Source organism: Mycobacterium sp. 852013-51886_SCH5428379, from assembly GCF_001665575.1.
Classification (GTDB): domain Bacteria; phylum Actinomycetota; class Actinomycetes; order Mycobacteriales; family Mycobacteriaceae; genus Mycobacterium.
Window position 1 is genome coordinate 47,480 of record NZ_LZSU01000034.1, and the last position, 24,319, is coordinate 71,798.

The window sequence follows — 24,319 nt, forward strand, 5'->3', positions numbered from 1 at the left end:
TCATCCGTTGTTCTTTTCCTGATTGGAAAAGAACTATGCGCCCGTGTGCACCGCAGCGCAACAGGAAGGGCAGAATCGGCGGTATGGCACGGCCGAACAAGCAGGTCGAGAGACGCGGCGACATCATGGACGCCGCGATCGCGCTGATCGAGCGTCACGACCCGGCCACGCTGAAACTCTCCGACGTCGCCGCGGAGCTGGGCCTGACCACCAACGCGGTGCGCTACTACTTCAAAGACGTGTCGGACCTGCTGTCGGAGCTGGCGTTGCGGTCGGACGTGCGGTTCTACGAAGAGCGGTTACGCCTCGGCGCGACAACCGAGGATCTCCCCACCAGGCTGGCACTGACCATCGCGGCCGGTCTGCCCACGGGACCCGAGGACGCGGAGTGGCGCGCGATCTGGCGGGCCGTGCTGGCGGCCGGGTTCGAACTCGACCAGCGCAGCGATGTACAGGGCATCTACCACCGCCAGGTCGACCTCTACGCCGATCTGCTGGCGGCGGGCGAGCAGGCCGGGGCCTTCCGGCTGACCGGGCCGCCCCGCGACATCGCCATGTCGCTGATGGCGATGGAGGACTACTTCGGCTACCGGATCGTCGCCCGCGACCCGGCGCTGAGCCGCAGCACCGCGCTGCGGCTCATGCGCCAGTACGCGGAGGTGGCGACCGGAGTCGCCCTCCCCGAGACGGTGTGAGCGTCGGTCAGTAGTCCCACACGGCCGGCACACACCGGAAGGCGTCCCCGGCCGGCGCCACCCGGCACACCGACGGGAACGGCAGATGGGTGGCCACCAGTGATTCGCCGGTCGCGGCCAGCTCACGCAGCAGTGCCATCCGGACGCGCGTCGCCTCCTCGGGATCGTGCTCGAAGCCGTTCTGCCACTCGGGATTGTCGAATCCGGGCGCGAACACCGCGTCACCGGCGAACGTCAGACGGTCGCCGCGCGACTCCAGCCGGACGATGCTGTGCCCGGGGGTGTGCCCGCCGGTCCGGCTGAGGAGCACCCCGGGCGCCACCTCGTACTCGGTCTCGAACGTCTTGAGGTGGCCCCGGTATTCGTCGAGGAACCGCGAGGCGATCGACCGCAGGGCGGCCGGCACCGGATCCGGCATCACGGTGTGGGTGAAGTCGGGGGCCTCCCAGAACTCCGCCTCCGCCGCCGCGGTGTGCACCCGCAGATCCGGGCGCAGCCGTTCCTTGAGTCCCGCGGTCAGCAGTCCGCCGACGTGGTCCATGTGCAGATGGGTCAGCACGACATCGGTCACCGCGCCGGGATCGATCCCGGCGGCCTCCAGTCGGTGCACGGTCTGGCCGGCGCGGGGGAAGTCGGGGAACTCCACGCCCAATCCGGCGTCGACGAGGATGGTCCGGTCCCCGGTCCGTACCACGACGACGTTGAGCGGCCAGTCCAGTACGTCCGGCGGCAGGAACTGGTCCTGCAACCAGCCGCCGAGGTCCGCCGGGGCGGCGTTCGTCGCCAGGGTGCTCGCCGTGATCGGCAGCACGCCGTCGCTGATCACCAGCACCTCGATGTCACCGACCTGTACCGCGTACCGCGACGGGACCAGTTCGTCCTGAAGCACGCTCATGTTCTCCTCCTCCGTGCACCGACAGGGGCTCTCCGCTGTCTGCTCGTGGATCGCTGTGGCGCAGCCGGATTCATCCACCGGTCATGCCGCGGATCCGCCGCCGTCGACGGGCAGGACGGCGCCGGTGACGAAACCGGCCCGTGGCGAGGCGAGGAAGAGCACCGCCTGCGCGATCTCCTCGGGCTGCCCGGTGCGGCCCAGCGGCAACGCGCGGCCGAGCTCCTCGTTGGTCTCGCCCCACTCCGCGACGACGCCGTCGGTGCGCGTCGGTCCCGGCGCGACGGTGTTGACCCGCACCCCGCGGCCACCGAACTCGACCGCCCAGGTGCGGGTGAGGGATTCGACGGCCGCTTTCGAGGCGCTGTAGACCGACGCGGCGGGCACCCCCTTGCCCGCCACCATCGAGGTCACGTTGACGACGCTGCCCCGCCCGCGCGCGAGCATGCCGGGAGCCAGTGCCGCGGTGAGGAAGTACGTCCCGCGCACGTTGGTGTCGAAGGTCCGCGCGAAGGCCGCGACGTCCTGATCGACGGTGAGTGCCGCGGGGAAACTCGCCGCATTGTTGACCAGCACGTCGACGTCCCCGAGCAGGCGCGCGAGTTTCTGCACCGACGCGAGGTCGGCCATATCGGCCTGGAGGAACCGGATGCGGTCGTGGGTGGCCGCGGCGGCCTCGCCGCGCTCCGAGTCGCGCCCGGTGATCGTCACTTCCGCCCCCGCGCCGGCGAGCAGTTGTGCGCACGCCAGCCCGATCCCGGCGGTGCCGCCGGTGACCACCGCGCGATATCCCTGCAGTTCTCCGTCGTCCACTGACATTCCTTTCTGTCGATTCCTTCGCCGGAACAGCGGAGAAGCGGCGCGGTCATCCAGGCGGGGATGAATCGGCGCCGAGGCGGCGGTTCTGGCCGGCGGAGGCGGAGATGTCGCCGCCCCGCCCACGGAACAGAAAGGGCCGTCATGAGAATCGTCGTCATCGGGGGAACCGGCCGGATCGGGTCGAAGGTCGTACGCGGACTGACCGAACGCGGCCACGACGCCGTCGCCGCCGCACCGTCCACCGGCGTCAACGCCTTCACCGGCAAGGGGCTGGCCGAGGCGCTGTCGGGTGCAGAGGTGGTCGTGGACGTCACCAACTCGCCGAGCTTCGACGAGGAACCCGCCCGGGAGTTCTTCACCGTCGCGACCACGAACCTGCTCGACGCCGAGGCGCGCGCCGGGGTCGCGCATCACGTGGCGTTGTCGGTGGTCGGCACCGAGCAACTGGCCCGCGAGAGCGGATACTTCGCGGCGAAACTGCTGCAGGAGAACCTGATCGCCGGCGGACCGGTGCCGTACACGATCGTGCGCGCCACGCAGTTCTTCGAGTTCCTCTCCGCCATCGCCGATTCCGCGACCGAGAACGGAACCGTGCGGCTGCCCGGTGCGCTGATCCAGCCCATGGCGTCCGCCGACGTCGCCGAGGCCGTCGCCATCGCCGCGGTCAACGCACCCGTCGGCGGCATCACCGAAGTCGGCGGACCCGAACGGTTTCGGATGCCCGACCTGATCCGCACCGTGCTGACCGCCCGCGGCGACCGACGCCCGGTGGTGGCCGATCCGCACGCCCGCTACTGGGGCGCCGCGATCGACGACCACACCCTGGTGCCCGGCGACGGGGCGGCGCTGTTCGACCACCGGCTCGAGGACTGGGTTCTGGAGACGGCGGCCCGGCAGTGAACGTCTACGAGGCGGTAACCAGTCGCCATGCGGTGCGCGCCTTCACCGACGAACCGGTGCCCGAGGAGACACTGCGGCGCGTGTTGTCCGCGGCGGCCTGGGCGCCGTCCGGATCGAATCTGCAACCGTGGCGCATCTACGTCGTCACCGGCCCACCGCTCGCGCGGTTGAAGAAGAAGGCCGTCGAACGCGTCGCCGCCGGCGATCCCTGGGACCCGCGGCAGTTCGAGATGTACCCCACCGCACTGCAATCGCCCTACCGCGACCGGCGCCACGCGTTCGGCGAACAGCGCTACCGCGCCCTGGGCATCGTCCGCGACGACTGGGAGGCGCGCCAGCGTGCGGCGATCGGCAACTGGGACTGCTTCGGCGCACCCGCGGCGCTGTTCTGCTACATCGACCGCGGACTCGGTCTGCCGCAGTGGGCGGATCTGGGCATGTATCTGCAGACCGTCATGCTGCTGCTGCGCGCCGAGGGGTTGCACAGCTGCCCGCAGATGGCGTGGTCGACCACCCGCACCACCGTCGCAGAGATCGTCGAACCCGACGAGGAGATGATCCTGTTCTGCGGAATGTCGATCGGCTACGAGGACACCACCGTCGACCACGGCCGCACCGGCCGGGCGCCACTGGCCGAGACCGTCACCTTCGTCACTGACCGCTAGACCGGGCGACCTCGCGTGATTACCGTGATGCGATATGTCGAGCCGGGGTCGGGGACGACCGCTGCACGGCCGCACCAGAGAAACCGCCGCACTGGATGAGGTGACCGCCGCGGTCCGCGCCGGGCGGTCGCAGGTGCTGGTGTTGCGCGGTGAGGCCGGCGTCGGGAAAACCGCCCTGCTCGAGCACCTCCTCGACCGGGCCGACGGTCTGCGCTGTCTGCACGTGTCGGGCGTGGAATCGGATATGGAACTGGCCTACGCCGGCCTGCACCAGCTGTGCGCCCCACTGCTGGCCCACCTCGACGAGCTGCCCGAGCCCCAGCGCGAGGCCCTCGACGTCGCGTTCGGACAGGGGGTCGGCCCCACCCCCGAACGCTTCCTCGTCGGTCTGGCGGTGCTGAACCTGCTGGCGGCGTCCGGACACCGACAACCGCTGCTGTGCGTCGTCGATGACGCCCAATGGCTCGACCAGGTCTCGGTACAGACGCTCGGATTCGTCGCGCGCCGGCTGATGGCCGAACCGGTCGCCCTGGTGTTCGCCGCTCGCACCGAGGGCGCCGCGGCGCTGGCCGGCCTCCCCGAGCTGCCGGTTCACGGACTGTCCACTGTCGACGCGCGAAACCTGTTGGACAGCGTGCTGATCGGCGGCCTCGATCCCGGCGTCCGCGACCGGGTGGTGGCCGAGACCCGCGGCAACCCCCTGGAGTTGCTCGAGATCCCGCGGATGTACTCCCCGGCCGAACTGGCGGGCGGATTCTGGACCGTCAGCACCCAGTCGTCACCGAACCGGGTCGAGGCCAGCTACCTCCGCCGGATCCAGGCGCTGCCGGACGACACCCGCAGGCTGCTGCTCATCGCCGCCGCCGAACCGGTCGGCGACGCGGCGCTGTTCCTGCGCGCCGCCGCGCTGCTCGACACCCCGGTCGATGCGCTGGCGTCGGCCGAGGCCGCAGGTGTCATCGAATTCGGACCCCGCATGCGGTTCCGGCACCCCCTGATGCGCTCGGCCGCCTACCGCGCCGCGGACCTGGCCGACCGCCGCGCCGTGCACGGGGCGCTCGCCGCGGCCACCGACGCATGCGATCCCGACCGGCGGGCATGGCACGCCTCCAACTCCGTCGCCGGCACCGACGACGCGGTGGCCGCCGAATTGGAGGCCTCGGCGACCCGGGCGCAGAGCCGGGGCGGAATCGCCGCCGCGGCGACGTTTCTCGAGCGGGCCACGGTGCTCACCGGTGATCCCCAGCTGCGGGGGAGCCGCGCCCTGGCGGCGGCGCGGGCCAAACGCGACTCCGCGGCCACCACCGCCGCGCACGAGCTGCTCGCGATCGCGGAGGCCGCGCCACTGTCGGAGCTCCAGCGCGCCGGTGCCGTCCGCCTGCACGCCCAGATGGAGTTCGTGAGCAGCCGCGCCGGTGAGCCCGGCGCCCCGCAGGTCGGCGAAACCGCGGCCGGGCTGCTCGACGCCGCGAAGCAGCTGGAGCTCGTCGACGACTTCGCGTCCCGGGAGAGCTATCTGGAGGCGTTCGCCGCGCTGATGTACGCCGGCCGCCTCGCTCAGCCCGGCGCGCTGCGGGGCGCCGCCGAGACCGCGCGCGCGGCGATGGACCACACCGCGGAGTTGCCGCGCGCGGTCGACCTGTTTTTCCGCGGGATGACCGAGAGGCTCACCGGTGGCGTCCGCAGCGGCGGCGAACACCTGCGCGCCGCCCTGGACGCGATGTGCGAACTGGCCCGCACCGAGCCCGACCAGATCCTGCGGTGGCTGGTGCCCGCCTTCCCCCTGCTGCAGGAGTCCGCCGCGCACGAGCTCTGGGACGAGAATCTGCTCGATGCGCTGTCGGCGGGCGTCGTTGCGCAGGCCCGCGCTGCAGGGGCGCTGGCCGGCCTGCCGCAGGCCCTCGTGTACCGGGCGGGCCTGAAGATGCTGCAGGGCGAGATCGCGGAAGCCGCAACGCTTTTGGCGGAGTCTCAAGCCATCAGTGCGGCCACCGCGCCGGGCGGTCCGGTCCGGTATCACCGCCTGCTCGTCGCCGCGTGGCGGGGGGACCCGGCCGAAGCGGTGCCGCTGATCGACGCCGCTGCCGCCGGCGCGGCCGCGCGCGGCGAGGGACGGCTCATCGGGCTGACGGGGTACGCCTCCGCGCTGCTGTACAACGGGCTGGCGCGCTACGAGGAGGCCTACGCCGCGGCCCGCGCGGCGTGCGAGTACGAGGACCTCGGCATCTACGGGTGGTGCCTGGAGGAACTGGTGGAGGCCGCCACCCATCTCGGCGAACGCGACGCCGCCGAACAGGCCGTCGAGGAGCTCGAGGGTCGCGCCGGGGCGAGCGGGACGCCGTGGGGTCTCGGCGCGATGGCCGCCGCGCGGGCGCTGCTGGCCGACAACGACGACGCGGATCGGTTGTTCACCGAAGCACTCGACCAGCTGAACCGGTCCCGCGTGGCGGTGCGGACCGCGCGCACGAAGCTGTCGTACGGCGAATGGCTGCGACGGGTCAACCGGCGTGGCGACGGTCGCAGACACCTCACCGAGGCCCACGAGATGTTCACCCGCATGGGCGCCCAGGGCTACGCCGAGCGGGCCCGTAGGGAGCTGATCGCGGTCGGCGAGAAGGTCCGCAGACAACCCACGAGCTCCGGTGACGAGTTGACCGCGCAGGAGGCGCAGATCGCGCGGCTGGCCGCCGACGGGCTGACCAACCAGGAGATCGGCGCGCAGCTGTTCATCAGCATGCACACCGTCGAATGGCACCTGCGCAAGGTGTTCGTCAAGCTCGGGATCTCCTCCCGCAGGCAGCTCCGCACCGCCACGTGGTCCGGGGGCTGACCGCCCGACCACGGATCACTGGTGTACGGGGACCACGGACCACCAAGGGTGTCTCCGGGGTCCGCCGGAGTGAGGCTGATGTCATCGGCCCGAGCGGGCGCAGCGACATCAACCGGAGGAACTCCCATGACCGCCCCGATCATCCCCGTTTCCGGCGACACCGAGCTCAGGGCCCGATTCACCGCGGAGGTCTGGCCGCTGGTCGACGTCCTGTCCCGCGGTGCGCGCCGGCTCACCCGCAACGACGCCGACGCCGAGGACCTGCTGCAGGAGACCCTGGTGCACGCCTACACCGGGTTCCGCACCTACCAGCAGGGCACCAACCTCAAGGCCTGGCTGTTCCGCATCCAGTACAACCAGTGGGTCAACGCCTACCGGCGGCGCGAGCGCCGGCCCGCCGAGGTCCTGTCGGACGTCATCACCGACCGGGAGCTGGCCGACCAGGGTGCGCACGAGTCCAGGGGGCTGCGGTCGGCTGAGTGCGAAGTGCTCGAGCTGCTGCCCGACAGCGACCTGCGCGACGCGATGGGCCGGCTGTCCGAGGGGTTCCAGCAGGTGCTGTTCTACGCCGACGTCGAGGGCTACACCTACGCCGAGACCGCGGCGCTGATGGACATCCCGATCGGCACCGTGATGTCGCGGATCGCGCGGGCCCGCGTGCAGTTGCGCCGCGCCCTCGCCGGCACCGACTGCGCGCGCAGCCGGGCGGCGTGACGGATCAGTCGTCGCTGCCGTCGGGCGGATAGGGCATCCCGAACTGCTCGGAGAGCAGGCTCTGGGCGACGATCATCGCCGCCTGCGCTCCCGAGGCGATCGACCCCGCGACGTAGGGGTGCTCGGTGCAGGTGTCGCCGGCGGCGAACACCGTCGGCGCCGACGTTCGGTGCAGCGCGTCGATCCCGATGGTGTCGACCGCCAGCGGGCCGGGCGTGCAGGCCGCGCCGAGCTGCTCGGCGAGTTTCGAGCGCTGCCGCAGCGGCGCCTCGACGAGCAGACCGTCGCGCTCCAGCCGGGTGCCGTCGGCGAAGGCGATCGCCGTCAGCTGCCCGCCGTCGCCGATCAGTTCGGCGATGCGGCGATCGTCGATGGTGATCTGCGCCGCGGCCAGCTGATCGAGGTCCTTGCCGTCGAGCTGCGGATGCCCGTCGGTGAGCAGTACCACGTCGTCGCTCCAGCCGCGCAGCATCAACGCCGAGTGCACCGCCTCCTCCCCGGCGGCCAGCGAGGCGATCCGCTTGTCCCGCATCTCCCAGCCGTGGCAGAACGGGCACTGGAACACCGAGCTGCCCCACAGCGGTTTGAGGCCCGGCAGATCCGGCGGGCAGTACTCCATGCCGGTGGCCAGCAGCACGCGCCGCGTCGTCACCCGCTCACCGTCGTCGAGGACCAGCGCGAAGCCGTCCTCGTCCTCGAGCGTCGTGCCCTCCACCACCGTCGCTCGGCGGAACTCGACGCTCGGATAGTTCTCCAGCTCCCGGCGACCCGTCTCGTAGAGCTCGGCCGGTGGCCGCTGGTCGAACCCGAGCAGCCCGCCGATGCCCTCGGCGGCCAGATTGCTCTGTTCCCCGGCGTCGACGATCAGGGTGCGGCGGCGCGCCCGGCCGAGGACGAGGGTGGCGCTGAGCCCCGCGGCGCCGCCGCCCACGACGATGCATTCGAAGTCGTACGTCATGTCTGCATGTGACCGGACGGGTGACCCGTCAAACCCGGGCGATCACCGGTCGACGTCGACGACGGCCACTTCGACGACGGCCGGGGTCGGCCCGATCACGTCGGCGAGTACGTTTGTGCACCGGTCGAGTGCCCGCGCCGTGGCCGCGCGCAGGTCGGCCCCGTAGCGCCCGACCAGGCGCACCCGCACCGCCCGCAGCACTCCGTCCGCCACGTCCACCTCGATGTCGAGCGGGGCGACCTCGCCGTCCGCGCGCAACGTCCGCGCCAGCAGCGAACGCACCACGAGGTCGCTGACGGCCAGCACACCGTCGGCGGGGCCGGGGCGCGGGTCGGCGACGGCGATCGGCCAACCGCCGCGCGGGGTGGCACGCACGGCGTCGATGACGCGGGCTTCGAGCGCGTCCCAGCCCGGCTCGGATGCGGTTCGCAGCACCCGCGCGGCCTGCGCCAGCATGTGTCGGTCACCTACTGCCATCGCACCAGCCTTCCCTGCAGGGTGGCGCGCGCACGGTGGTGATGGCCGCGGGCGCCGTCCGGGCTCAGATCCAGGATTGTGCCGATCTGGGGGAAGGTCAATTCCTCCACTTCGCGCAGGAGCCAGACCGCCCGCTGCCGGGGCGGCAGTTCGGCAAGCGCCGATTCGACCGCGGCGAGGAACTCGCTGCCGGAGGCAACCGTGAACGGGTCCGAGTCGGGCGACCGGTCGACGGGTTCGAGCAGGCGGTCGTCGATGGGAATCGCACGCTTCGTCCGGTGCGAGTCGATCACCTTGCGCGCGCAGATGGAGAAGAGCCACGTGCGCACGCCCGAATCCCCGCGAAAACCCCCGATCTGGCGCCACGCCGCGACGAACGTCTCCTGCACGACGTCCTGCACCGCGTCCGCGTCGCGCGTCATCGTGCGGGCGTAGCGGTGCAGCGCCGGGCCATGACGCTTGATCAGTTCCTCGAAGGCGGAGCGTTCGCCGGCTGCTGCGGACGCGGCGAGCACCCGATCATCGGGCTCGCTGAGGCTCACGTTCTTGGTTCGGCCCGGAGCGGCCCCCGGATGGGTGTGTCCGCGATCACAGCATTCCGATGTTCGGTTCGGCCGCCGTCCGCCGTCTCACTGTCGAACGGAAAAGCGAAAGGAAGGAATACGACATGACCACCGCACAGACCGCCACCAGGGACACCGCCACCAGGGACGCCACCTCGAGGGCCGTCGTGTCCGCCGACAGCGGACCGCTGGGCTCGGCACACGGGAAGACCGTCATCGCCGATACCGTGGTCAGCAAGATCGCCGGCCTGGCCGCGCGCGAGGTGAACGGCGTGCACGCGCTCGGCGGCGGTGCCAGCCGTGCGGTCGGGGCGCTGCGCGAGCGCATCCCCGGCGCGACCGTCAACCACTCCCAGGGCGTGTCGGTGGAGGTGGGGGCCAAGGAGGCCGCCGTCGACATCGACATCGTGGCCGAGTACGGCGTGTCGATCGCGGATCTGGCGTCGGGAATTCGGCGTAACGTGATCGCCGCGATCGAGCGGATGACCGGCCTGACCGTGGTCGAGGTCGACATCACCGTCCACGACATCCACGTCGCGGGGGACGACCCCGACGAGGATCCGGCCGGCAAGCTGACCCGCGTCGAGTGATGCCCGACGCCATAGACCCCGCCGACACGGTGGCCGCCCTGGCGCTCGCTGTGCCGGGGGTCGCCGCGCTACACCCGGGCATGTTCGGTGAGGTGGGGACCTACCTGCCCGGACGCCGGGTGACCGGTGTGCGCATCCGTGACGACGCGGTCGACGTTCACATCACCGTGTGGGACACCGTGCCGGTGCGGGATACCGCGGCTGCGGTACGCGACGCCGTCGCCGCCGGATTACCCGGCCACACCGTCAACGTCACGGTCGAGGACGTCACCGACCGTCTATGAGCGACTCGCATCAGCCCGGAACACCCCGGCCCGACGCGGCCCGCCGGTCGGCCCGGCGGGCCGCGATCCGGCGCTTCCACCCCGACGCCGGCGGTACCGCCGCCGAGCTGGACGCCGCCCTGCGCGCACCCGCCACCGAACCGGCGACCGTGATCGCGACCCGGCGCGGCCGCCTGCGCCGCCGCTGGCATCTGACGGTGCGGCAGTGGCGCCGTACCCGAAACTCCCTGAGACGAAGGACATCTCGATGACCACTGCAACCGCCGGCCTGCTGGCCGGTCTCCTGCTCGGCGTGGCTGCGGCCGCGGGCGGCTTCACCGGTTTCCTGCTGGCGCTGGTACTCGGCGCCGTCGGCTACCTGGTGGGTGGCCACCGCGACGGCGAATTCGACGCGCTCGCCCTGCTCCGGGGCCGGGGCCGTGGCTGAGTCGATCCCCGTCCCGGCCGACCCGGGTGACCGGGGTGGCTTGACTCTGCGGCAGCGTGCCGTCGAGCGGGTCACCGTGACCGCGGCGCTCGACACCGATGGCGTGCATCGCTACGGCGTCGGGCTGGCGAAGTGGACCGGCCGCGAGTTGCCGCGGGCAGACGTCGTCGTCTCCGGCGATCACGTGCGCGCCGCCGTCGACGTCGCGGTCGAATGGGGCCGCCCGCTGGCCGCGACGGCCGCCGAGACCGCCCGCAACGTCACCCGCGTGCTCGGCGATCTGAGTGGCCTCACGGTCGACGGCGTCGACGTCCACATCGCGGCCGTCATCCCGCCCGGGGCGCAACCCGACCAGCGACGGAGACTGCGATGACCACATCCGTGACCCCCTCCCCGACTCCGAGGAAGGCCGCGTCGGCCACCTATCCGGCCGTCGGTCTCGCCATGGGGCTGATCGCCCTGGGCGCGGTGGCGGTGCGCGACGCCGTCCTCGCCGCGGGCTGGATCAGCGGCACGCCGTGGATCCCGCCCGCCGTGCACGTCGTCGACGGCCTGGCGCCTGCGGCGTGGACAGTCGTGGCCGGGGCCGGTGCGGCCCTCGTCGGCGTCGCCCTGGTGATCACCGCCGTGGCGCCGCGTCGTCGTCGCGGCGTGCCCGTCGACGCGGACACCGCCGTGTACGTGGAGCTGACCGACGTCGCCCGGCTGGCCAGCGCGGCCGCCGAACAGACTCCCGGCGTGATCTCGGCGCGGACCTCCGCGGGCCGTAGATCGGTGACGGTGCGCTGCCGCGTCACAGGACCGGTCGATCGCGATGCCGTGGTTGCGGACGTGACGACTGTGCTGAGTGGCCTGTCGTCGCCGCCCCGAGTCCGTGTCGAGACCACCAGAGAGGATCCGTCATGACCCGCTCAGCCGTCGCCCTGGACCGACTCGTGGTCGCCCTGGCCGGGCTGGCGCTCGTGGCCGGCGGGGCCGGCGCGCTGTGGTGGGCGTTGGGCCCGCGCGCCGCCGACCCCCTTGTCCTGGGCTCGGCCGCGACCGCGGTCGACCAGACGTGGTGGCCGTGGGCTGCCGGCGGTGTGGGCGTGCTCATCATCCTGGTCGGGCTGCGTTGGCTGGCGGCCCATCATCGACCGCCGCGGACCAGGACGCTGGACATCGGCCGCGGCATGACCGCCGACGTCGCCTCGGTCGCCGATGCGGCCGCCGTCGCGCTCGAAGCCCGGCCCGACGTGGTGGCGGCCGGAGCCCGCTCCGTGACCGAACGCGGGGTGCCGACCGTCATGCTGACCGCCACCGTCGCCGCGCGGGCAGGTCTGCCGGCCGCGGTGGCGGCCGTCGACCAGGTATCGGCCACAGTCGAGGACATGCTCGGCGGTGCGGTGGCCGTACGTAGCCGGATCCGCGTCGACGCCGCCCACCGGCGCAGCGTGCGCTGATCCGACCTGGTGCCTACTTCGTGCCGAAGATGCGGTCGCCCGCGTCACCGAGGCCGGGCCGGATGTAGCCGTGCTCATCGAGCTGCCGGTCGATCGCGGCCGTGTAGATCGGCACGTCGGGGTGGGCCTCCTGCAGAGCGGCGATCCCCTCCGGACAGGTGAGCAGGCAGACGAACTTCAGCGACTTCGGCCGGCACTCCTTGAGCCGTTCGATCGCCGCGATCGCCGAGTGCCCGGTGGCCAGCATCGGATCCACCACCACCAGGTCCCGCTCGCCGAGGTCGGCCGGCATCTTGAAGTAGTACTCCACGGCCACCAGGGTTTTGGGGTCGCGGTAGAGCCCGATGTGGCCGACGCGGGCGCCGGGCACCACGGCCAGCATGCCGTCGAGGATCCCGGTGCCCGCCCGCAGAATCGACACGAACACCAGCTTCTTGCCGTCGATGACCCGGCCGGTCATCGGCTCCAGCGGGGTCTCGATCTCCACGTCCTGGGTGGGGATGTCCCGGAGCACCTCATAGGCCATCAGCGATGAGATCTCATGCAACAGCTGACGAAAACTGGTGGTGGAGGCCTCTTTACGGCGCAACAGCGTCAGCTTGTGCGCCACCAGCGGATGGTCGATCAGATGAACTGCGCCGTTGTCGCTGCCCGAATCGGTGCCCATAGTCTGCTTTCCTCGGTTTTAGAAGACCGTACCGTCCGAAGCGATGGTCAGCGGCGGTGCACCGCCACGCATCCGCTGCGCCAACGCCCGGCCCGCCGCCCACGTCCCGCCCTCCAGGACGCACGCCAGCGGCAGGTCCACACCCAGGTCGGCGCACACCATCGGTGCGAGCTCGTCGAGCAGCGCAACGGTCAGCGCCCGCCATTCGACGACCAGTTCGTCGCCGACCGACCAGGTCCCGGCCGCCAGGTCCGGATCGCGCAACCTCAGTACCCCGGTGTCCAGCAGCAGACCGCCGTTGCGGTACTCGGGCAGACCTGTCAGCGCGTCGAGACCCCGAACCTCCACGCCGGCCCACATAATCGGCTCGAGCAGCGAATAGGTCAGCCACTGGGAGAGTTTGTGGAACGGGATCCACCCGTCGGCGTCCCCGGGCCCAGACAGCGCGCGGTGCCGCCAGCAGTCGCCGAGCGGCTCGCCGTCGATCTCGTTGCCCGTCAACCAGATCGGTGACACCGAGCGCAGCAGCACGTCGAGGATGTCGTGGGCGTCCACGGGGTCGCCGAGTGCGTCGAACAGTGCCGCGGGCCGGCCGGCCCCCTCCAGGGCGGCACCGAGCCGCCGAAGCAGCGCCACCCGCCCGTCCAGCCCGGTCAGCGGATTACCCGGATGCACCTGGAAGGCCGCGGCGAGGCGCTCGGTGTCCATGGCGGTCAGCGCTGTGGTGTCGGCGCGCAACGGATTGTCGGGATCCGCGGAGAACGTGCCGTCGAGGAAGGCGTGCCAGCTGGCGACGCCGAGCCCCTCGGAACGCGAAAACGTCTGGCCCGTCGCGGCTTCGGTGTAGCGCCAGTCGGGTCCGGCGCCGGCGTCGAGCAGGACGCTCACCACGGTCAGGTCGATCATCGCGCGGGTGTCCAGATCGGCGGTGCGACGGACCCCGCCGGCCTCGAAATGACGCCAGCGGCTGTGAAACGGGATCTTCAGATCGGGATGGTTGCGGCGGGTCACGCCGGCGACCTCGGCGGCCGCTGGCTCGAGGGCTGCGTCGTCGACGATGAACCAGGCGGAGTCACCCGCCCTGGCGCGGGCGAGCAACCGGCCCGACCGCTCCCGCACCGCGGCCGTCGTCCGCAGTTCGGTGACCGCCGGGTTCACCGCTGCAACCCGCGGCCCTTGACCTTCTTGAGCTCGTCGGCATCGGGCACGGGGCCCGGGGTGAAATAGCCGGCGGCCATCTTCGCGTCGATCTCCACCCGCGCGTCGTCCGGGATCAGCTCCTCGGGGATGTTCACCCGCTCGCCGACCTCGATACCCGAGCCGGTGATGGCGTCGTACTTCATGTTGCTCATCGACACCAGCCGGTGGATCTTGCGCACACCCAGCCAGTGCAGCACATCGGGCATCAGCTCCTGGAACCGCATATCCTGCACGCCCGCAACGCATTCCGTGCGCGCGAAGTAGGAGTCGGCGGTGTCGCCGCCCACCTGGCGCTTACGGGCGTTGTACACCAGGAACTTGGTGACCTCGCCGAGCGCACGACCCTCCTTGCGCGAATACGACACCAGCCCGACACCGCCGCCCTGCGCCCCGCGGATGCACTCCTCGATCGCGTGGGTGAGATACGGGCGGCAGGTGCAGATGTCGGAGCCGAAGACGTCGGAGCCGTTGCACTCGTCGTGCACCCGTGCGGTCAACTCGACCGTCGGATCGGCGAGATCGGCGGCCGTGCCGAAGATGTACACCGTCTGCCCGCCGATCGGTGGCAGGAACACCTCGAGGTCCGAGCGGGTGACCAGTTCCGGATACATGCCCCCGGTCTCCTCGAACAGCACCCGCCGCAGATCGGTTTCGCTGCAGCCGAACCGCTGCGCCACACCCGGCAGCCACCACACCGGTTCCAGCGCGGCCTTGGTGACCAGAGCGGCGCCGTTGGTCAGCAGGATGCGCCCGTCGGGAACGAGCCGGCCCTTGGCGATCGCGTCGGCGATCTCGGGCAGGATGACGTGGGCCTTGGTGACGGCGATGGTGGGGCGGATGTCCAGGCCGGCCTCCAACTCGGCGGCGAACGCGGCGGCGACGTCGGCACCCCACGGGTCGAGGCTGACGATCCGGCCGGGTTCACTCCACTGCGGATAGGGGCCGATGACGTCGGTGGGCGCGGTGTCGGTGAGGTCGGCGCGGTGATCGCGTTTGAGCGCGCCGGCGGCCACCGCCAGAGCGCGGTAGACGCTGTAGGACCCGCTGTGGGTGCCGATGACGTTGCGGTGCAGGCGGTTCGCCGTGGTGCCGATGACGGGACCGCGTTCGACCGGAGTGGGTGCGCCCCAGGTGATCGCCGGGGTGCCCACTGCACCGCTGTGCGAGGTCAACCGGATGTGGCCGGGCATGTGCGCTCCTCCCTCGAGGGGAAGGCGCCAGCATAGCCATTCGGCGGCCTCCGCGCCGCGCGTCAGCCGGGCGCACCTGCCGCGACCCGCGGGGCGCGGTCCGCCGACGCCGTGTCGAGGACCAGTTCGGCGACGCGGTCGCGGTGCTGTTCGGCACTGCCCAGCAGCGCGGCGTCGGTGACGGCGCGCTTGAAGTACAGATGCGCCTGGTGCTCCCAGGTGAACCCGATGCCGCCGAGGGTCTGGATCGTGTCCGCGGCGATGCGGCTCAACGCCGCCGAGCACGTCGCCTGCGCGATCGCCGTCGACAACTCGGCGTCGTCGGATCCGTCAGCCAGCGCCCACACCGCGTGGTACGCCGTAGAGCGGGCGTGCTCCGCGTCGACGAGCATGTCGGCCAATCGGTGCTTGACCGCCTGGAACGATCCGATGGGACGGCCGAACTGCAGTCGCGACTTCGCGTACTCCACGGCGACGTCGAGCAGATGAGCGGCGGCGCCGACCTGTTCGACCGCCAGCAGCGCCGAACCGACGTGCCGCGCATGTTCGATCACCCGGGGCGCTTCCTCGGGGCCCGCGATCAACGTCGCCGGTGCGGCCGTGAGCGTGACGGCCGCCTGCGGACGGGTGAGATCCAGCGTCACCAGCGGCGTGCGGTCGACGCCTTCGGCACCGGTGTCGACGGCGTACAGCCCGACCCCGTCCGCGCTGGTGGCCGCGACGAGCAGGACGTCGGCCGCACCGGCGTCCACGACGGGCCCCAGGTCACCGGATAGTGCGGTGCCGTCAGCGGACACGCCGCCCACCGACGCGAAGGCGGCGGTGCGGGTGCCCTCGACCAGATCGGCCAGCAGGGCGTCGCGGGCTTCGCCGCTCGAGGCCGCCACCAGCGCGGGCACCGCGAGGTACACCGTGCCGAACAGCGGACCCGTCGCCAGCGCGGCCCCGAACTGCTCGACCGCGACGGCCTGGTCCACCAGACTGCCGCCGACGCCGCCGTCGGCTTCCGGCACCGACAGGCCGAGCACGCCGAGTTCGGTGCCCAACCGCGTCCAGACCTTCCGGTCGAACGGCGGATCCGATTCCATCGTCCGGCGCGCATTGGCCTCGCCGAAGTGCTCGGCGCAGAACCGGCGCACGGCGTCGAGCAGTTGCTGCTGCTCCTCGGTGAACGTCCACTCAGCCACCTGGATGGGCTGATCCGCAAGCTCCTCAGCCACGAGCAACCTCCTTCCACGGCATGCCCGCATCGGCACGCAGGTCACCGGGCAGACCGAGCACCCGTTCTCCCAAGATGTTGCGCATCACGTCGGATGTGCCGCCCTCGATCGTGTTGGCGCGGCTGCGCAGGAACCGCTGCTGGACCGGACCGCGGAAGTCTGCCGCGTCCGACGAGTCCTCGCCGGGCATCGCGTAGCTGTGGTACAGCGTGCCCTCCGGTCCCAGGAAGTCCATGCACCACAGGTAGATGTTCTGGTTCAGTTCGGCGCCCACGAGCTTGCCGATCGACCCCTCCGGGCCCGGCCCGCCGACCGTGGCCGCCGCCCGCGACCGCTCGGCGGTGAGCCGCTGCGCCTCCGAACGCAACCACAGCTGGGTCAGCCGGTCTCGCAGCACCGGGGTCTGCCGCTCCGGGCGTGACGCCCACAGCGCGACGGCGTCGGCGATGGTGCCCGCACCGCGGCGGCTGCCGCTGCCGCCGAGCGCGCTGCGTTCGTTCATCAGCGTGGTCATCGCCACGCGCCAGCCGTCGCCGACCTCGCCGAGCCGGTGCGCGTCGGGGATGCGCGCGTCGGTGAAGTAGACCTCGTTGAACTCCGCGTGCCCGGTCAGCTGGCGCAGCGGACGGGTTTCCACGCCGTCGGCGTGCATGTCGATGACGAAGTAGGTCAGCCCCTTGTGCTTGGGGACGTCGGGGTTGGTCCGCGCCAGCAGCAATCCCCAGCGGGCGCGGTGGGCCAGGCTGGTCCACACCTTCTGGCCGTTGACCACCCAGCTGTCGCCGTCGGGTACCGCCGAGGTCGCCAGACCGGCCAGATCCGAGCCGGCGCCCGGTTCGGAGAACAGCTGACACCAGATGTCCTCGGTCGTGGCCAGCGGCCGCATCCACATGCGCTTGAGGTCGTCGTTCTGGGCGTGCTCGCGCACCGTCGGCGCCGCCATGCCGTAGCCCATCGGGTTCAGGCCAAGCGGGACCGGGCTGCCCGCGCCCTGCAGGATCCGGTCGGCGACGGCCTGCAGACCGCGCGACAACCCGAGGCCGCCGAGCCCCTCGGGGAAGTTCACCCAGGACAGACCGGCGTCGTAGCAGGCGCCGAGGAACTCGCGGATCGGCACGGATTTCGGGTCGTGTTTCGCCACCACCTCACGGGCGAGTTCGGCGACCCGTTCGGTATCAGCGACGGTGCTCATCCGACCACAATAGGCCGTCAACTAGAACGTGTTACAGTCCGGCCGACATCGCCGGTGAGGAGGCGCGCTGAGGTGACCGCGAACAGAAGCAAGGGCGCGTCGCTGGCCCTGGTCACCGTCGCGTACGTGATCGCTCTCGCGGTCGCCGCGGCGTGGCTGGCATGGGGTCCGGATACCGGACGGCTGTGGCTGGACACCCTGATCGCCGACGTGCTGGCGACGCTGGTGGTGTTCGGGTTCAGCCGGGCCTACCGCAATTCCAGCTTCTACGACGCGTACTGGAGCGTGGTGCCGCCGGTACTTCTGTTCTGGTGGTGGAGTCAGGCCGCCGACCCCGATCCGCTGCGGTGCGGACTGGTGGCCGCGGTGGTGGTGCTGTGGGCGGTGCGGCTGACCGGCAACTGGGTCTACGCGTTCCCCGGTCTACACCACGAGGACTGGCGCTATCCGATGTTCCGGGACCGGGCCGGACGGTTCGAGGTCCTCGCCGACCTCGTGGCCATTCACCTGATTCCGACGCTGCAGGTGTTCCTGGGCATGGTGCCGGTCTACGTCGCGGTGACCACACCCGGACGCGGCTGGGTGTGGCTGTCGGGAGCCGCGTTCGTGATCGGCGTTGCCGCGGTGGCGCTGGAACTGGTCGCCGACAACCAGATGCATCGGTTCGCGCGCACCCGGCGACCCGGTGAGGTCATGGACCGCGGACTGTGGGGGTGGTCGCGGCATCCCAACTACTTCGGCGAGTTCGGTTTCTGGTTCGCCCTGGCGCTGTTCGGGGTGGCGGCCGCACCCGCACAGGCGTGGTGGCTGTTCGCGGGGGCCGCGGTGATGCTCGCGATGTTCCTCGGTGCCAGCATCCCGATGATGGAGCAGCGCAGCCTGGCTCGCCGTCCCGGCTACGCCGACGTCGTCGACCGGGTGTCGCGGTTCGTCCCGCGACCGCCGCGCCGGGCCCGGGTGTGACCCGCCCGCGCATCGTCGTCGCCGGACTCGGCGACAGCGGCCTGCTCACCGCGCTGCACCTGGCGCGGGATGCGGACGTGGTGGGGATCTCCGCGAAACCCGGTCTGGTCAGCGGACAGGAGCTCGGGGTACGGCTCGCGCGGCCCGAGGACTGGGCCCGCGACTACTGGATCGGCTTCGACCGGTTCCGCGGACTCGACCGGGTCCGCACGGTGCACGCCGCCCTCAGTAGCCTCGACCCGTTGGCGCGCAAGGTGTTCGCCGTCCGCGATGACGGAACCGACCACGTCGAACACTACGACGCGCTGGTGATCGCCACCGGCGTGACCAACGGGTTCTGGCGCCGCCCGGGCCTGCAGAACCCCGACGAGGTCACCGCCGACCTGCGTGCCGCGCACTCGCAGTTGGCGGATGCGAGGTCGGTCATCGTCATCGGTGGCGGGGCGGCGGCCGTCAGCAGCGCCGCGAACCTCGCGCTGCGGTGGCCCGACAAGCGCATCGAGCTGTGCTACCCCGGTTCGCGGCCGCTGACCACGCACCACCCGCGGGTGTGGGCACGGATCGCCCGGCGGCTCGACACGCTCGGCGTCGCGCTGCGCCCCGGCCACCGCGCCGTGGTTCCCGACGGTTTCGCGTGCGACCGCATCACCGCCGGGCCGGTCCAGTGGAGCACCGGGCAAGCGCCGTCGCAGGCCGACGCGGTGCTGTGGACGATCGGGCGGGTGCGGCCCAACACCGGCTGGCTGCCGCCCGGTCTGCTCGACGATGACGGCTTCGTCCCGGTGTCTCCGCAGTTGAAAGTAGCCGGGGTGCAACGGGTCTGGGCGATCGGCGATGTGGCGGCCACCGATCCGCTGCGCAGTTCCGCGCGCAACCGCGCCGACAAGTTGCTGGCCGCCAACATCCTCGCCGACTTCGCGGGCAGACCGCTGCGCGACTACCGAGCACCGGGCCGGCGGTGGGGTTCGGTGCTCGGCGCCCAGCCGGACGGGCTAGAGGTGTTCGCACCCAATGGGCTGGCGGTGCGGTTCCCGGCGTGGTCGATCGACCGGGTGCTGCAGCCGTGGATCGTCCGGCGCGGGATCTACGGTGGTGTGCGCACCGTCAGTGCGCAGGAATCTCGGCGTTGATGCGGTCCAGCAGCGCCGGATAGCGATCAGCCTCGCGGTGCCGGCCCGGTTTTCCGCTGCTGATCACGGCGGCGGCCAGCTCGCGAGAGGGATCGGCCCACACCGCGATATCGGTGAGCCCGGTGTGCCCGAACGCCGCGGGTGCGTTGCGTCCGAACGGGCCGAACCGCTTGGACCCGAGCATGTACCCGATGCCCCAGCGCATCGGCATCAGACCCGTCGCCAGATCGGGCCGAAGCCGTCGCGCCTCCCGGGTGGCGCGGTACAGCGTCTCCGGGGACAGCACGCGGACGCCGTCGAGTTCGCCGCCGCGCCGCAGGATCTCGGCGAAGCGGGACAGTTCGAACGCGGTCGACACCGTGCTCGACGACGGCACCACACTCGTGAGGAACGCCGGGGTGTTGGAGAACGGGATGATCTGCTGCGGTGTGCCCCCCACCGCGACGCGGAACGCCTTGGCGATCGGCGCGGGTAGCGGTGTCCCTGTCACCCGGCTCGGAGCGACCAGCGGAACATCCTGCGGCGCAACGCCGTAATTGGTCCACCGGAATCCGAGCGGGTCGAGGATCTCGGTGGCCAGGATCTCGCGGATGTTGCGACCCGTTGCCGCGGAGACGATCTCGCGCACCAGCGGCCCCCAGGTCAGGCCGTGGTAGATGTGCACCAGCCCGGGCGGATAGACCGGTTTGAGCTTGCCGAGCATCTCGCGGGCGTACTCGCTGTCGTCCATGCGCTTGAGGTCGGGGCGCGGTCCGGTGGCGAACGGCACCCCGGCGCTGTGCGTCATGACATGCCGGATCGTGGTGCGATCCTTGCCGTGACTCGTGTAGGTCGGGAGGTACTCGCACACCCGGTCGTCGAGGGAGAAGTGCCCGCGCTCGACGAGCAGGTGCACGACGGTGGTGGTGATCGCCTTGGCGGCGCTGTACGCGCAGAACGGGGTGGCGGTGGTGACCGGTACCTGCTCGGCGTCGGGTGGGTCGTCGGGACCGTTACCCCAGCCGTGGCCGATCGCCCGGTCGAGGACGACGCGGCCGCGGTGGCGCACGCAGACCTGGATGGCCGGGTGCATCCCGGCGCGGTACCAGTGCCGCGCCTGCTGCCAGATCCGCTCGACAGCGCCCGTGCCGACGTCCGAGTGGTCCTCGTCGGCGACGTCGGTGACCGCGTCGAGATCGTCGGGCACCCGGATGCGTCCGTCGAGCGTCTCGGTCATGTCGACAGGGTAGTCACGGTTGGGCCGATGAGATCTCGGCCGTGGCCCGGTCGGTATCGGTACGACGACGAAAGGTTTCCCCATGGCGATCGACCACCTGCTCGCGGTCGTGCCCGTGTCCGACATCGACGCCGCCCGCCGCTGGTACAGCCGGCTGTTCGGCCGCGACGCCGACAACAACCCCATGCCGACGCTGGTGGAGTGGCAGGTCGTGCCGGGCGGATGGGTGCAGGTTTTCCACGACTCCGAACGCGCCGGATCGGGCCTGCTCAATGTCGCGGTCGATGATCTGGACGCCCACCTCGAGCAGGTGCGCGCCCGCGGGGTGGAGGCGGGCCCGGTCACCGACGCGGCGAAAGGGGTCCGGCTGTCGACGCTCACCGATCCGGACGGCAACACGCTGCGCCTCATCGGCGGCTTCCGTCCGCGGTACTGAACGTCCGAATCCGGCGCGCTGACCGGCGCGGACGATGCTTGTCGGCCCCCTGACCGGGGTATGTGCACCTGCACCACAGCGCAGGAGGCATGGATGGCATCGGATGCGAGCACCCAGACCCGCGACGGCGACGCAGCGGACGTCGGGAGGCTGAAACGCAAGATCACCGGTCCGCTGCTGTTCCTGTTCATCCTCGGCGACGTCCTGGGTGCCGGCATCTACGCGCTGATGGGGGAGCTGGCCGTCGACGTCGGCGGGGTGCTGTGGGCGCCGCTGGTGATCGCCCTGCTGCTGGCGCTGCTGACGGCGGGTTCGTACGCGGAGCTGGTGACGAAGTACCCGAAAGCCGGCGGTGCCGCCGTGTTCGCCGAGCGCGCGTTCAAGCAGCCGATGGTGTCGTTCCTCGTCGGCTTCTGCATGCTGGCCGCAGGCGTGACCAGCGCGGCCGGGCTGTCGCTCGCATTCGCCGGGGATTACCTCAAGACGTTCATCGACGTGCCGACGGTGCCCGCGGCGATGGTCTTCCTGCTGCTGATCGCCTGTCTCAACGCGCGCGGCATCAGCGAGTCGGTGAAGAGCAACGTCGCCATGACGATCGTCGAGCTGACCGGTCTGTTGATCGTCGTCGTCGCAGTGGCCGTGATGGTGGGCGGCGGCCGCGGTGACATCGGTCGGGTCACCGAGTTCCCCGAGGGCACCACTCCCGCGCTGGCGATCCTGGCCGGCGCGATCGTGGCCTACTACTCGTTCGTCGGGTTCGAGACGTCGGCCAACGTCGCCGAGGAGATCCGCAATCCCAGCAAGGTGTATCCGGCGGCGCTGTTCGGCTCTCTGATCACCGCGGGCGTCGTGTATGCGTTGGTGGGCGTCGCGAGTGCGATCGCGCTGCCCGCCGATGAGTTGTCCGCCTCGTCGGGTCCGCTGCTGGAGGTCGTCAGCGCCACCGGCGTCGGCGTTCCCGACTGGCTGTTCAGCGCGATCGCGCTGGTGGCCGTCGCGAACGGCGCACTGCTCACCATGATCATGTCGAGCCGGCTGACCTACGGGATGGCCGACCACGGGCTGCTGCCGCCTGTGCTGAGCCGGGTGCTGCCGGAGCGCCGCACCCCGTGGATCGGAATCGTCGCGACCACGGCCGTGGCGATGCTCCTGACGCTGACCGGCGATCTGGGCATGCTCGCCGAGACGGTCGTGCTGCTGCTGTTGTTCGTGTTCATCTCGACCAACGTCGCGGTGCTGGTGTTGCGCCGCGACACCGTCGAGCACGACCACTTCCGGGTGTGGAGTTTCGTCCCGGTGCTCGGTGTCGTTTCCTGCCTGGTGCTGCTGACCCAGCAGACCGCGAAGGTATGGCTGTTCGGTGCGATCCTGCTCGCCGTCGGCGCGGTGCTGTATCTGCTGGCCCGGCTGGCGACGCGCAGCCGGCGCGACTGAGTCACGCCGAGATCGACGTTTCGCCGTATTCTTCTCGCACTTTTGCGCCCGTTTGATCGTTTGGGCGGTCCAGGTGTGCGGCAGTTACGACGAAGCCCCCGCAGCGAGCTGCGGGGGCTGACGTCTGAAACGGAGATCAGCTGATGCCGACCACTTCCTGCGCGATGGCCGCAAGGCGGGTCTGCGCGGCGGAGACGACGCGCGACCGGTTCTTGTGGGCCTCCTCGTAGGCGACGATCGTGCGGATGTCCGACGCGTCGGTGAGGTCCTTCACCGCGGCGACCGCGTCCGCGACGGTCAGTTCGTCGTAATCGGCGATCGGCAGCTCGCTGGCGTCCACCACGCCGGCCCGGCTACGGGCGGTGTGCAGACGGTCGGCTGCGTCGTCGGCGCCCTCGTTGCGGGTCACCTGCTCGGCGGCGGACAGCGCGGCGTCACGCGACGCACTCAGCGCCTTGCCCGCGACTTCACTGACCCACTGGCCCCGGTTGACGAGCTCGTTGAACGCCGGGCCGGTGTTGCGCAGCGCCTCGAGCGTCCGGTCGACGCTGCGGGTGGTCCAGGTGATCGGCAGGTTCACCGCGCGCACCGCGGCACCGGTGGCCGCCTGGAACGGGGTGCGGCGCAGTGCCGCCGGACCGCCCAGCGCATCCTCGGCGAGGACGGTGGTCAGCCACTCGACGGTGGCGCCGTGTGCGGTGATCAGGCGATCCGCGAGGTCCTGCACGTCCTTGTTCTTGGCGGCCACGGCGAGCGCCTTGAGGTAGCGCGAGCGGTCGAGGAGCTGATCCTCGAGCGCGAGGTCGCCGAGCAGCGCCTCGTCGAACGGCTCCGCCTGCTCGGTCAGCGCCTTCACCGCGGCGGCGGCGCGTCCCAGGAACGGCCCGATGACGTCCGGGAAACCGCCCAGATCGCGGATCGTCTCCTGAATGGCCTCGGCGCGCTCACGGGCGTTGCCGGCGTTCTGCTCGAGCTCGGTACGGACGGCCTCGGTACGGGCCTGCGTGATCCGGGTCTCGGCGACCTGGATCTCCGTGTTGGTCAGGTCCAGCAGCGTGCGCAGCTGGGCGAGAAGTTTGGTGGTATCGATGTCAGTCAAGGTTTTCAGCCCCTTTTCGCGTTGACTTGTTCGGTGTCGGCGCTCGGGTGCACCACAGGTTGGGTTGCCGTTGAAGGGGGTCAGGTAACCGGATATGACGATGTTGTGACCCATCCCTCAATTGCATCCATGTCGATAACTCGGGTAACGGTTCGATATCGCTTCAGATCACGATCATTTAAGAGGAACCGGCAAACTCTGAGAATTGGTCCTTCCGCCTCAGTGAATACCCAATCGAAGCGGCGATACTGCGGTCAAGCTCACATCACCGGGGTGTAACACCCGCGGGTGCGCCGAATTGTGCGCCGTCGACCGT

The 24,319-nt window shown here is 71.0% G+C and carries 28 protein-coding genes; 16 read left to right on the plus strand and 12 right to left on the minus strand.

Annotated features, from left to right (window positions below; translation table 11 throughout):
- Positions 1-83: 83 nt before the first annotated feature.
- On the plus strand, positions 84-695 hold the full coding sequence (locus A5757_RS13845; protein ID WP_156618397.1) for a TetR/AcrR family transcriptional regulator: 612 nt from the start codon (positions 84-86) through the stop codon (positions 693-695).
- A 7-nt stretch (positions 696-702) separates the two neighbouring features.
- Here A5757_RS13845 and A5757_RS13850 read toward each other — a convergent pair whose 3' ends face one another.
- Together A5757_RS13850 and A5757_RS13855 are read right to left on the minus strand one after the other, a co-directional pair.
- Positions 703-1,590: an MBL fold metallo-hydrolase gene (locus A5757_RS13850; protein WP_066835056.1), complete on the minus strand. Its 888-nt coding sequence runs from the start codon at positions 1,588-1,590 to the stop codon at positions 703-705.
- A gap of 81 nt (positions 1,591-1,671) precedes the next feature.
- Positions 1,672-2,400 (minus strand): SDR family NAD(P)-dependent oxidoreductase, encoded by a 729-nt coding sequence (locus A5757_RS13855; protein ID WP_231983983.1) that lies wholly within the window; start codon positions 2,398-2,400, stop codon positions 1,672-1,674.
- Between the two features lie 147 nt (positions 2,401-2,547).
- On the opposite strand from A5757_RS13855, the gene A5757_RS13860 reads away from it, so the two are divergent.
- The 4 genes from A5757_RS13860 (at position 2,548) to A5757_RS13875 (ending at position 7,515) form a co-directional block, all read left to right on the plus strand.
- Positions 2,548-3,306, plus strand: a complete 759-nt coding sequence (locus A5757_RS13860) for an SDR family oxidoreductase (RefSeq protein ID WP_066835060.1) — start codon at positions 2,548-2,550, stop codon at positions 3,304-3,306.
- Positions 3,303-3,971: a nitroreductase gene (locus tag A5757_RS13865; protein WP_066835061.1), complete on the plus strand. Its 669-nt coding sequence runs from the start codon at positions 3,303-3,305 to the stop codon at positions 3,969-3,971. The genes A5757_RS13860 and A5757_RS13865 overlap by 4 nt, the downstream gene beginning before the upstream one ends.
- A gap of 34 nt (positions 3,972-4,005) precedes the next feature.
- Positions 4,006-6,801 (plus strand): LuxR family transcriptional regulator, encoded by a 2,796-nt coding sequence (locus tag A5757_RS13870; RefSeq protein WP_066835063.1) that lies wholly within the window; start codon positions 4,006-4,008, stop codon positions 6,799-6,801.
- Positions 6,802-6,927: 126 nt separating this feature from the next.
- The gene (locus tag A5757_RS13875) at positions 6,928-7,515 is read left to right on the plus strand and encodes a sigma-70 family RNA polymerase sigma factor (RefSeq protein ID WP_156618398.1); all 588 of its coding nucleotides are present in this window, start codon (positions 6,928-6,930) and stop codon (positions 7,513-7,515) included.
- Between the two features lie 4 nt (positions 7,516-7,519).
- Here the strand turns inward: A5757_RS13875 and A5757_RS13880 are convergent, their stop codons facing one another.
- The 3 genes from A5757_RS13880 to A5757_RS13890 are packed head-to-tail and all read right to left on the minus strand — an operon-like array spanning position 7,520 to position 9,465.
- The gene (locus A5757_RS13880; protein WP_066835067.1) at positions 7,520-8,473 is read right to left on the minus strand and encodes an NAD(P)/FAD-dependent oxidoreductase; all 954 of its coding nucleotides are present in this window, start codon (positions 8,471-8,473) and stop codon (positions 7,520-7,522) included.
- A 42-nt stretch (positions 8,474-8,515) separates the two neighbouring features.
- On the minus strand, positions 8,516-8,950 hold the full coding sequence (locus tag A5757_RS13885; protein WP_156618400.1) for a hypothetical protein: 435 nt from the start codon (positions 8,948-8,950) through the stop codon (positions 8,516-8,518).
- Complete coding sequence (locus A5757_RS13890) at positions 8,941-9,465, minus strand: RNA polymerase sigma factor (RefSeq protein WP_231983984.1); 525 nt, start codon at positions 9,463-9,465, stop codon at positions 8,941-8,943. The genes A5757_RS13885 and A5757_RS13890 overlap by 10 nt, the downstream gene beginning before the upstream one ends.
- A gap of 152 nt (positions 9,466-9,617) precedes the next feature.
- Here A5757_RS13890 and A5757_RS13895 point away from each other — a divergent pair, with 152 nt between their 5' ends.
- From A5757_RS13895 to A5757_RS13925, 7 genes are read left to right on the plus strand one after another with little or no spacing between them, the layout of a single operon-like run.
- Entirely contained in the window at positions 9,618-10,103 is a 486-nt protein-coding gene (locus A5757_RS13895) for an Asp23/Gls24 family envelope stress response protein (RefSeq protein ID WP_066835193.1), read from the plus strand.
- Positions 10,103-10,387: a hypothetical protein gene (locus A5757_RS13900; RefSeq protein WP_066835196.1), complete on the plus strand. Its 285-nt coding sequence runs from the start codon at positions 10,103-10,105 to the stop codon at positions 10,385-10,387. Before A5757_RS13895 ends, A5757_RS13900 begins: the two co-directional genes overlap by 1 nt.
- The gene (locus A5757_RS13905) at positions 10,384-10,638 is read left to right on the plus strand and encodes a hypothetical protein (protein WP_066835073.1); all 255 of its coding nucleotides are present in this window, start codon (positions 10,384-10,386) and stop codon (positions 10,636-10,638) included. Before A5757_RS13900 ends, A5757_RS13905 begins: the two co-directional genes overlap by 4 nt.
- Positions 10,635-10,814 carry a hypothetical protein gene (locus A5757_RS13910; RefSeq protein WP_066835075.1) on the plus strand — a complete coding sequence of 60 codons (180 nt, stop codon included), beginning with the start codon at positions 10,635-10,637 and terminating at the stop codon, positions 10,812-10,814. Before A5757_RS13905 ends, A5757_RS13910 begins: the two co-directional genes overlap by 4 nt.
- Positions 10,807-11,187, plus strand: a complete 381-nt coding sequence (locus tag A5757_RS13915; protein WP_066835077.1) for an Asp23/Gls24 family envelope stress response protein — start codon at positions 10,807-10,809, stop codon at positions 11,185-11,187. The genes A5757_RS13910 and A5757_RS13915 overlap by 8 nt, the downstream gene beginning before the upstream one ends.
- A complete protein-coding gene (locus A5757_RS13920; protein ID WP_066835079.1) occupies positions 11,184-11,720 on the plus strand; it encodes a DUF6286 domain-containing protein in 537 nt (178 codons plus the stop codon). The genes A5757_RS13915 and A5757_RS13920 overlap by 4 nt, the downstream gene beginning before the upstream one ends.
- Entirely contained in the window at positions 11,717-12,256 is a 540-nt protein-coding gene (locus tag A5757_RS13925; protein WP_066835081.1) for a hypothetical protein, read from the plus strand. The genes A5757_RS13920 and A5757_RS13925 overlap by 4 nt, the downstream gene beginning before the upstream one ends.
- Before the next feature lie 13 nt (positions 12,257-12,269).
- On the opposite strand, the gene upp is transcribed toward A5757_RS13925, so the two are convergent.
- The 5 genes from upp to A5757_RS13950 form a co-directional block, all read right to left on the minus strand.
- Complete coding sequence (gene upp, locus A5757_RS13930; RefSeq protein WP_066835085.1) at positions 12,270-12,923, minus strand: uracil phosphoribosyltransferase; 654 nt, start codon at positions 12,921-12,923, stop codon at positions 12,270-12,272.
- Between the two features lie 18 nt (positions 12,924-12,941).
- Entirely contained in the window at positions 12,942-14,081 is a 1,140-nt protein-coding gene (locus A5757_RS13935) for a URC4/urg3 family protein (RefSeq protein ID WP_066835087.1), read from the minus strand.
- Positions 14,078-15,313 (minus strand): GTP cyclohydrolase II, encoded by a 1,236-nt coding sequence (locus tag A5757_RS13940; RefSeq protein ID WP_066835089.1) that lies wholly within the window; start codon positions 15,311-15,313, stop codon positions 14,078-14,080. Before A5757_RS13940 ends, A5757_RS13935 begins: the two co-directional genes overlap by 4 nt.
- A 62-nt stretch (positions 15,314-15,375) precedes the next feature.
- On the minus strand, positions 15,376-16,500 hold the full coding sequence (locus tag A5757_RS13945) for an acyl-CoA dehydrogenase family protein (protein WP_066835198.1): 1,125 nt from the start codon (positions 16,498-16,500) through the stop codon (positions 15,376-15,378).
- A gap of 25 nt (positions 16,501-16,525) precedes the next feature.
- Positions 16,526-17,725, minus strand: a complete 1,200-nt coding sequence (locus A5757_RS13950; protein ID WP_066835091.1) for an acyl-CoA dehydrogenase family protein — start codon at positions 17,723-17,725, stop codon at positions 16,526-16,528.
- Positions 17,726-17,797: 72 nt separating this feature from the next.
- Between A5757_RS13950 and A5757_RS13955 the strand changes: the two genes are divergently transcribed.
- Both A5757_RS13955 and A5757_RS13960 read left to right on the plus strand, forming a co-directional pair.
- Complete coding sequence (locus tag A5757_RS13955) at positions 17,798-18,688, plus strand: DUF1295 domain-containing protein (RefSeq protein ID WP_082929467.1); 891 nt, start codon at positions 17,798-17,800, stop codon at positions 18,686-18,688.
- The gene (locus tag A5757_RS13960; protein WP_066835093.1) at positions 18,685-19,818 is read left to right on the plus strand and encodes an FAD-dependent oxidoreductase; all 1,134 of its coding nucleotides are present in this window, start codon (positions 18,685-18,687) and stop codon (positions 19,816-19,818) included. Before A5757_RS13955 ends, A5757_RS13960 begins: the two co-directional genes overlap by 4 nt.
- Here A5757_RS13960 and lipE read toward each other — a convergent pair.
- A complete protein-coding gene (lipE, locus tag A5757_RS13965) occupies positions 19,793-21,034 on the minus strand; it encodes a lipase LipE (protein WP_066835095.1) in 1,242 nt (413 codons plus the stop codon). The two genes, A5757_RS13960 and lipE, sit on opposite strands and share 26 nt — an antisense overlap.
- 82 nt (positions 21,035-21,116) lie before the next feature.
- Here lipE and A5757_RS13970 point away from each other — a divergent pair, with 82 nt between their 5' ends.
- The gene (locus tag A5757_RS13970) at positions 21,117-21,470 is read left to right on the plus strand and encodes a VOC family protein (RefSeq protein WP_066835097.1); all 354 of its coding nucleotides are present in this window, start codon (positions 21,117-21,119) and stop codon (positions 21,468-21,470) included.
- 93 nt (positions 21,471-21,563) lie between these two features.
- A complete protein-coding gene (locus A5757_RS13975; protein WP_066835202.1) occupies positions 21,564-22,904 on the plus strand; it encodes an APC family permease in 1,341 nt (446 codons plus the stop codon).
- 136 nt (positions 22,905-23,040) lie between these two features.
- Here the strand turns inward: A5757_RS13975 and A5757_RS13980 are convergent, their stop codons facing one another.
- Positions 23,041-24,003 carry a hypothetical protein gene (locus A5757_RS13980; RefSeq protein ID WP_066835099.1) on the minus strand — a complete coding sequence of 321 codons (963 nt, stop codon included), beginning with the start codon at positions 24,001-24,003 and terminating at the stop codon, positions 23,041-23,043.
- Between the last annotated feature and the right edge of the window lie 316 nt (positions 24,004-24,319).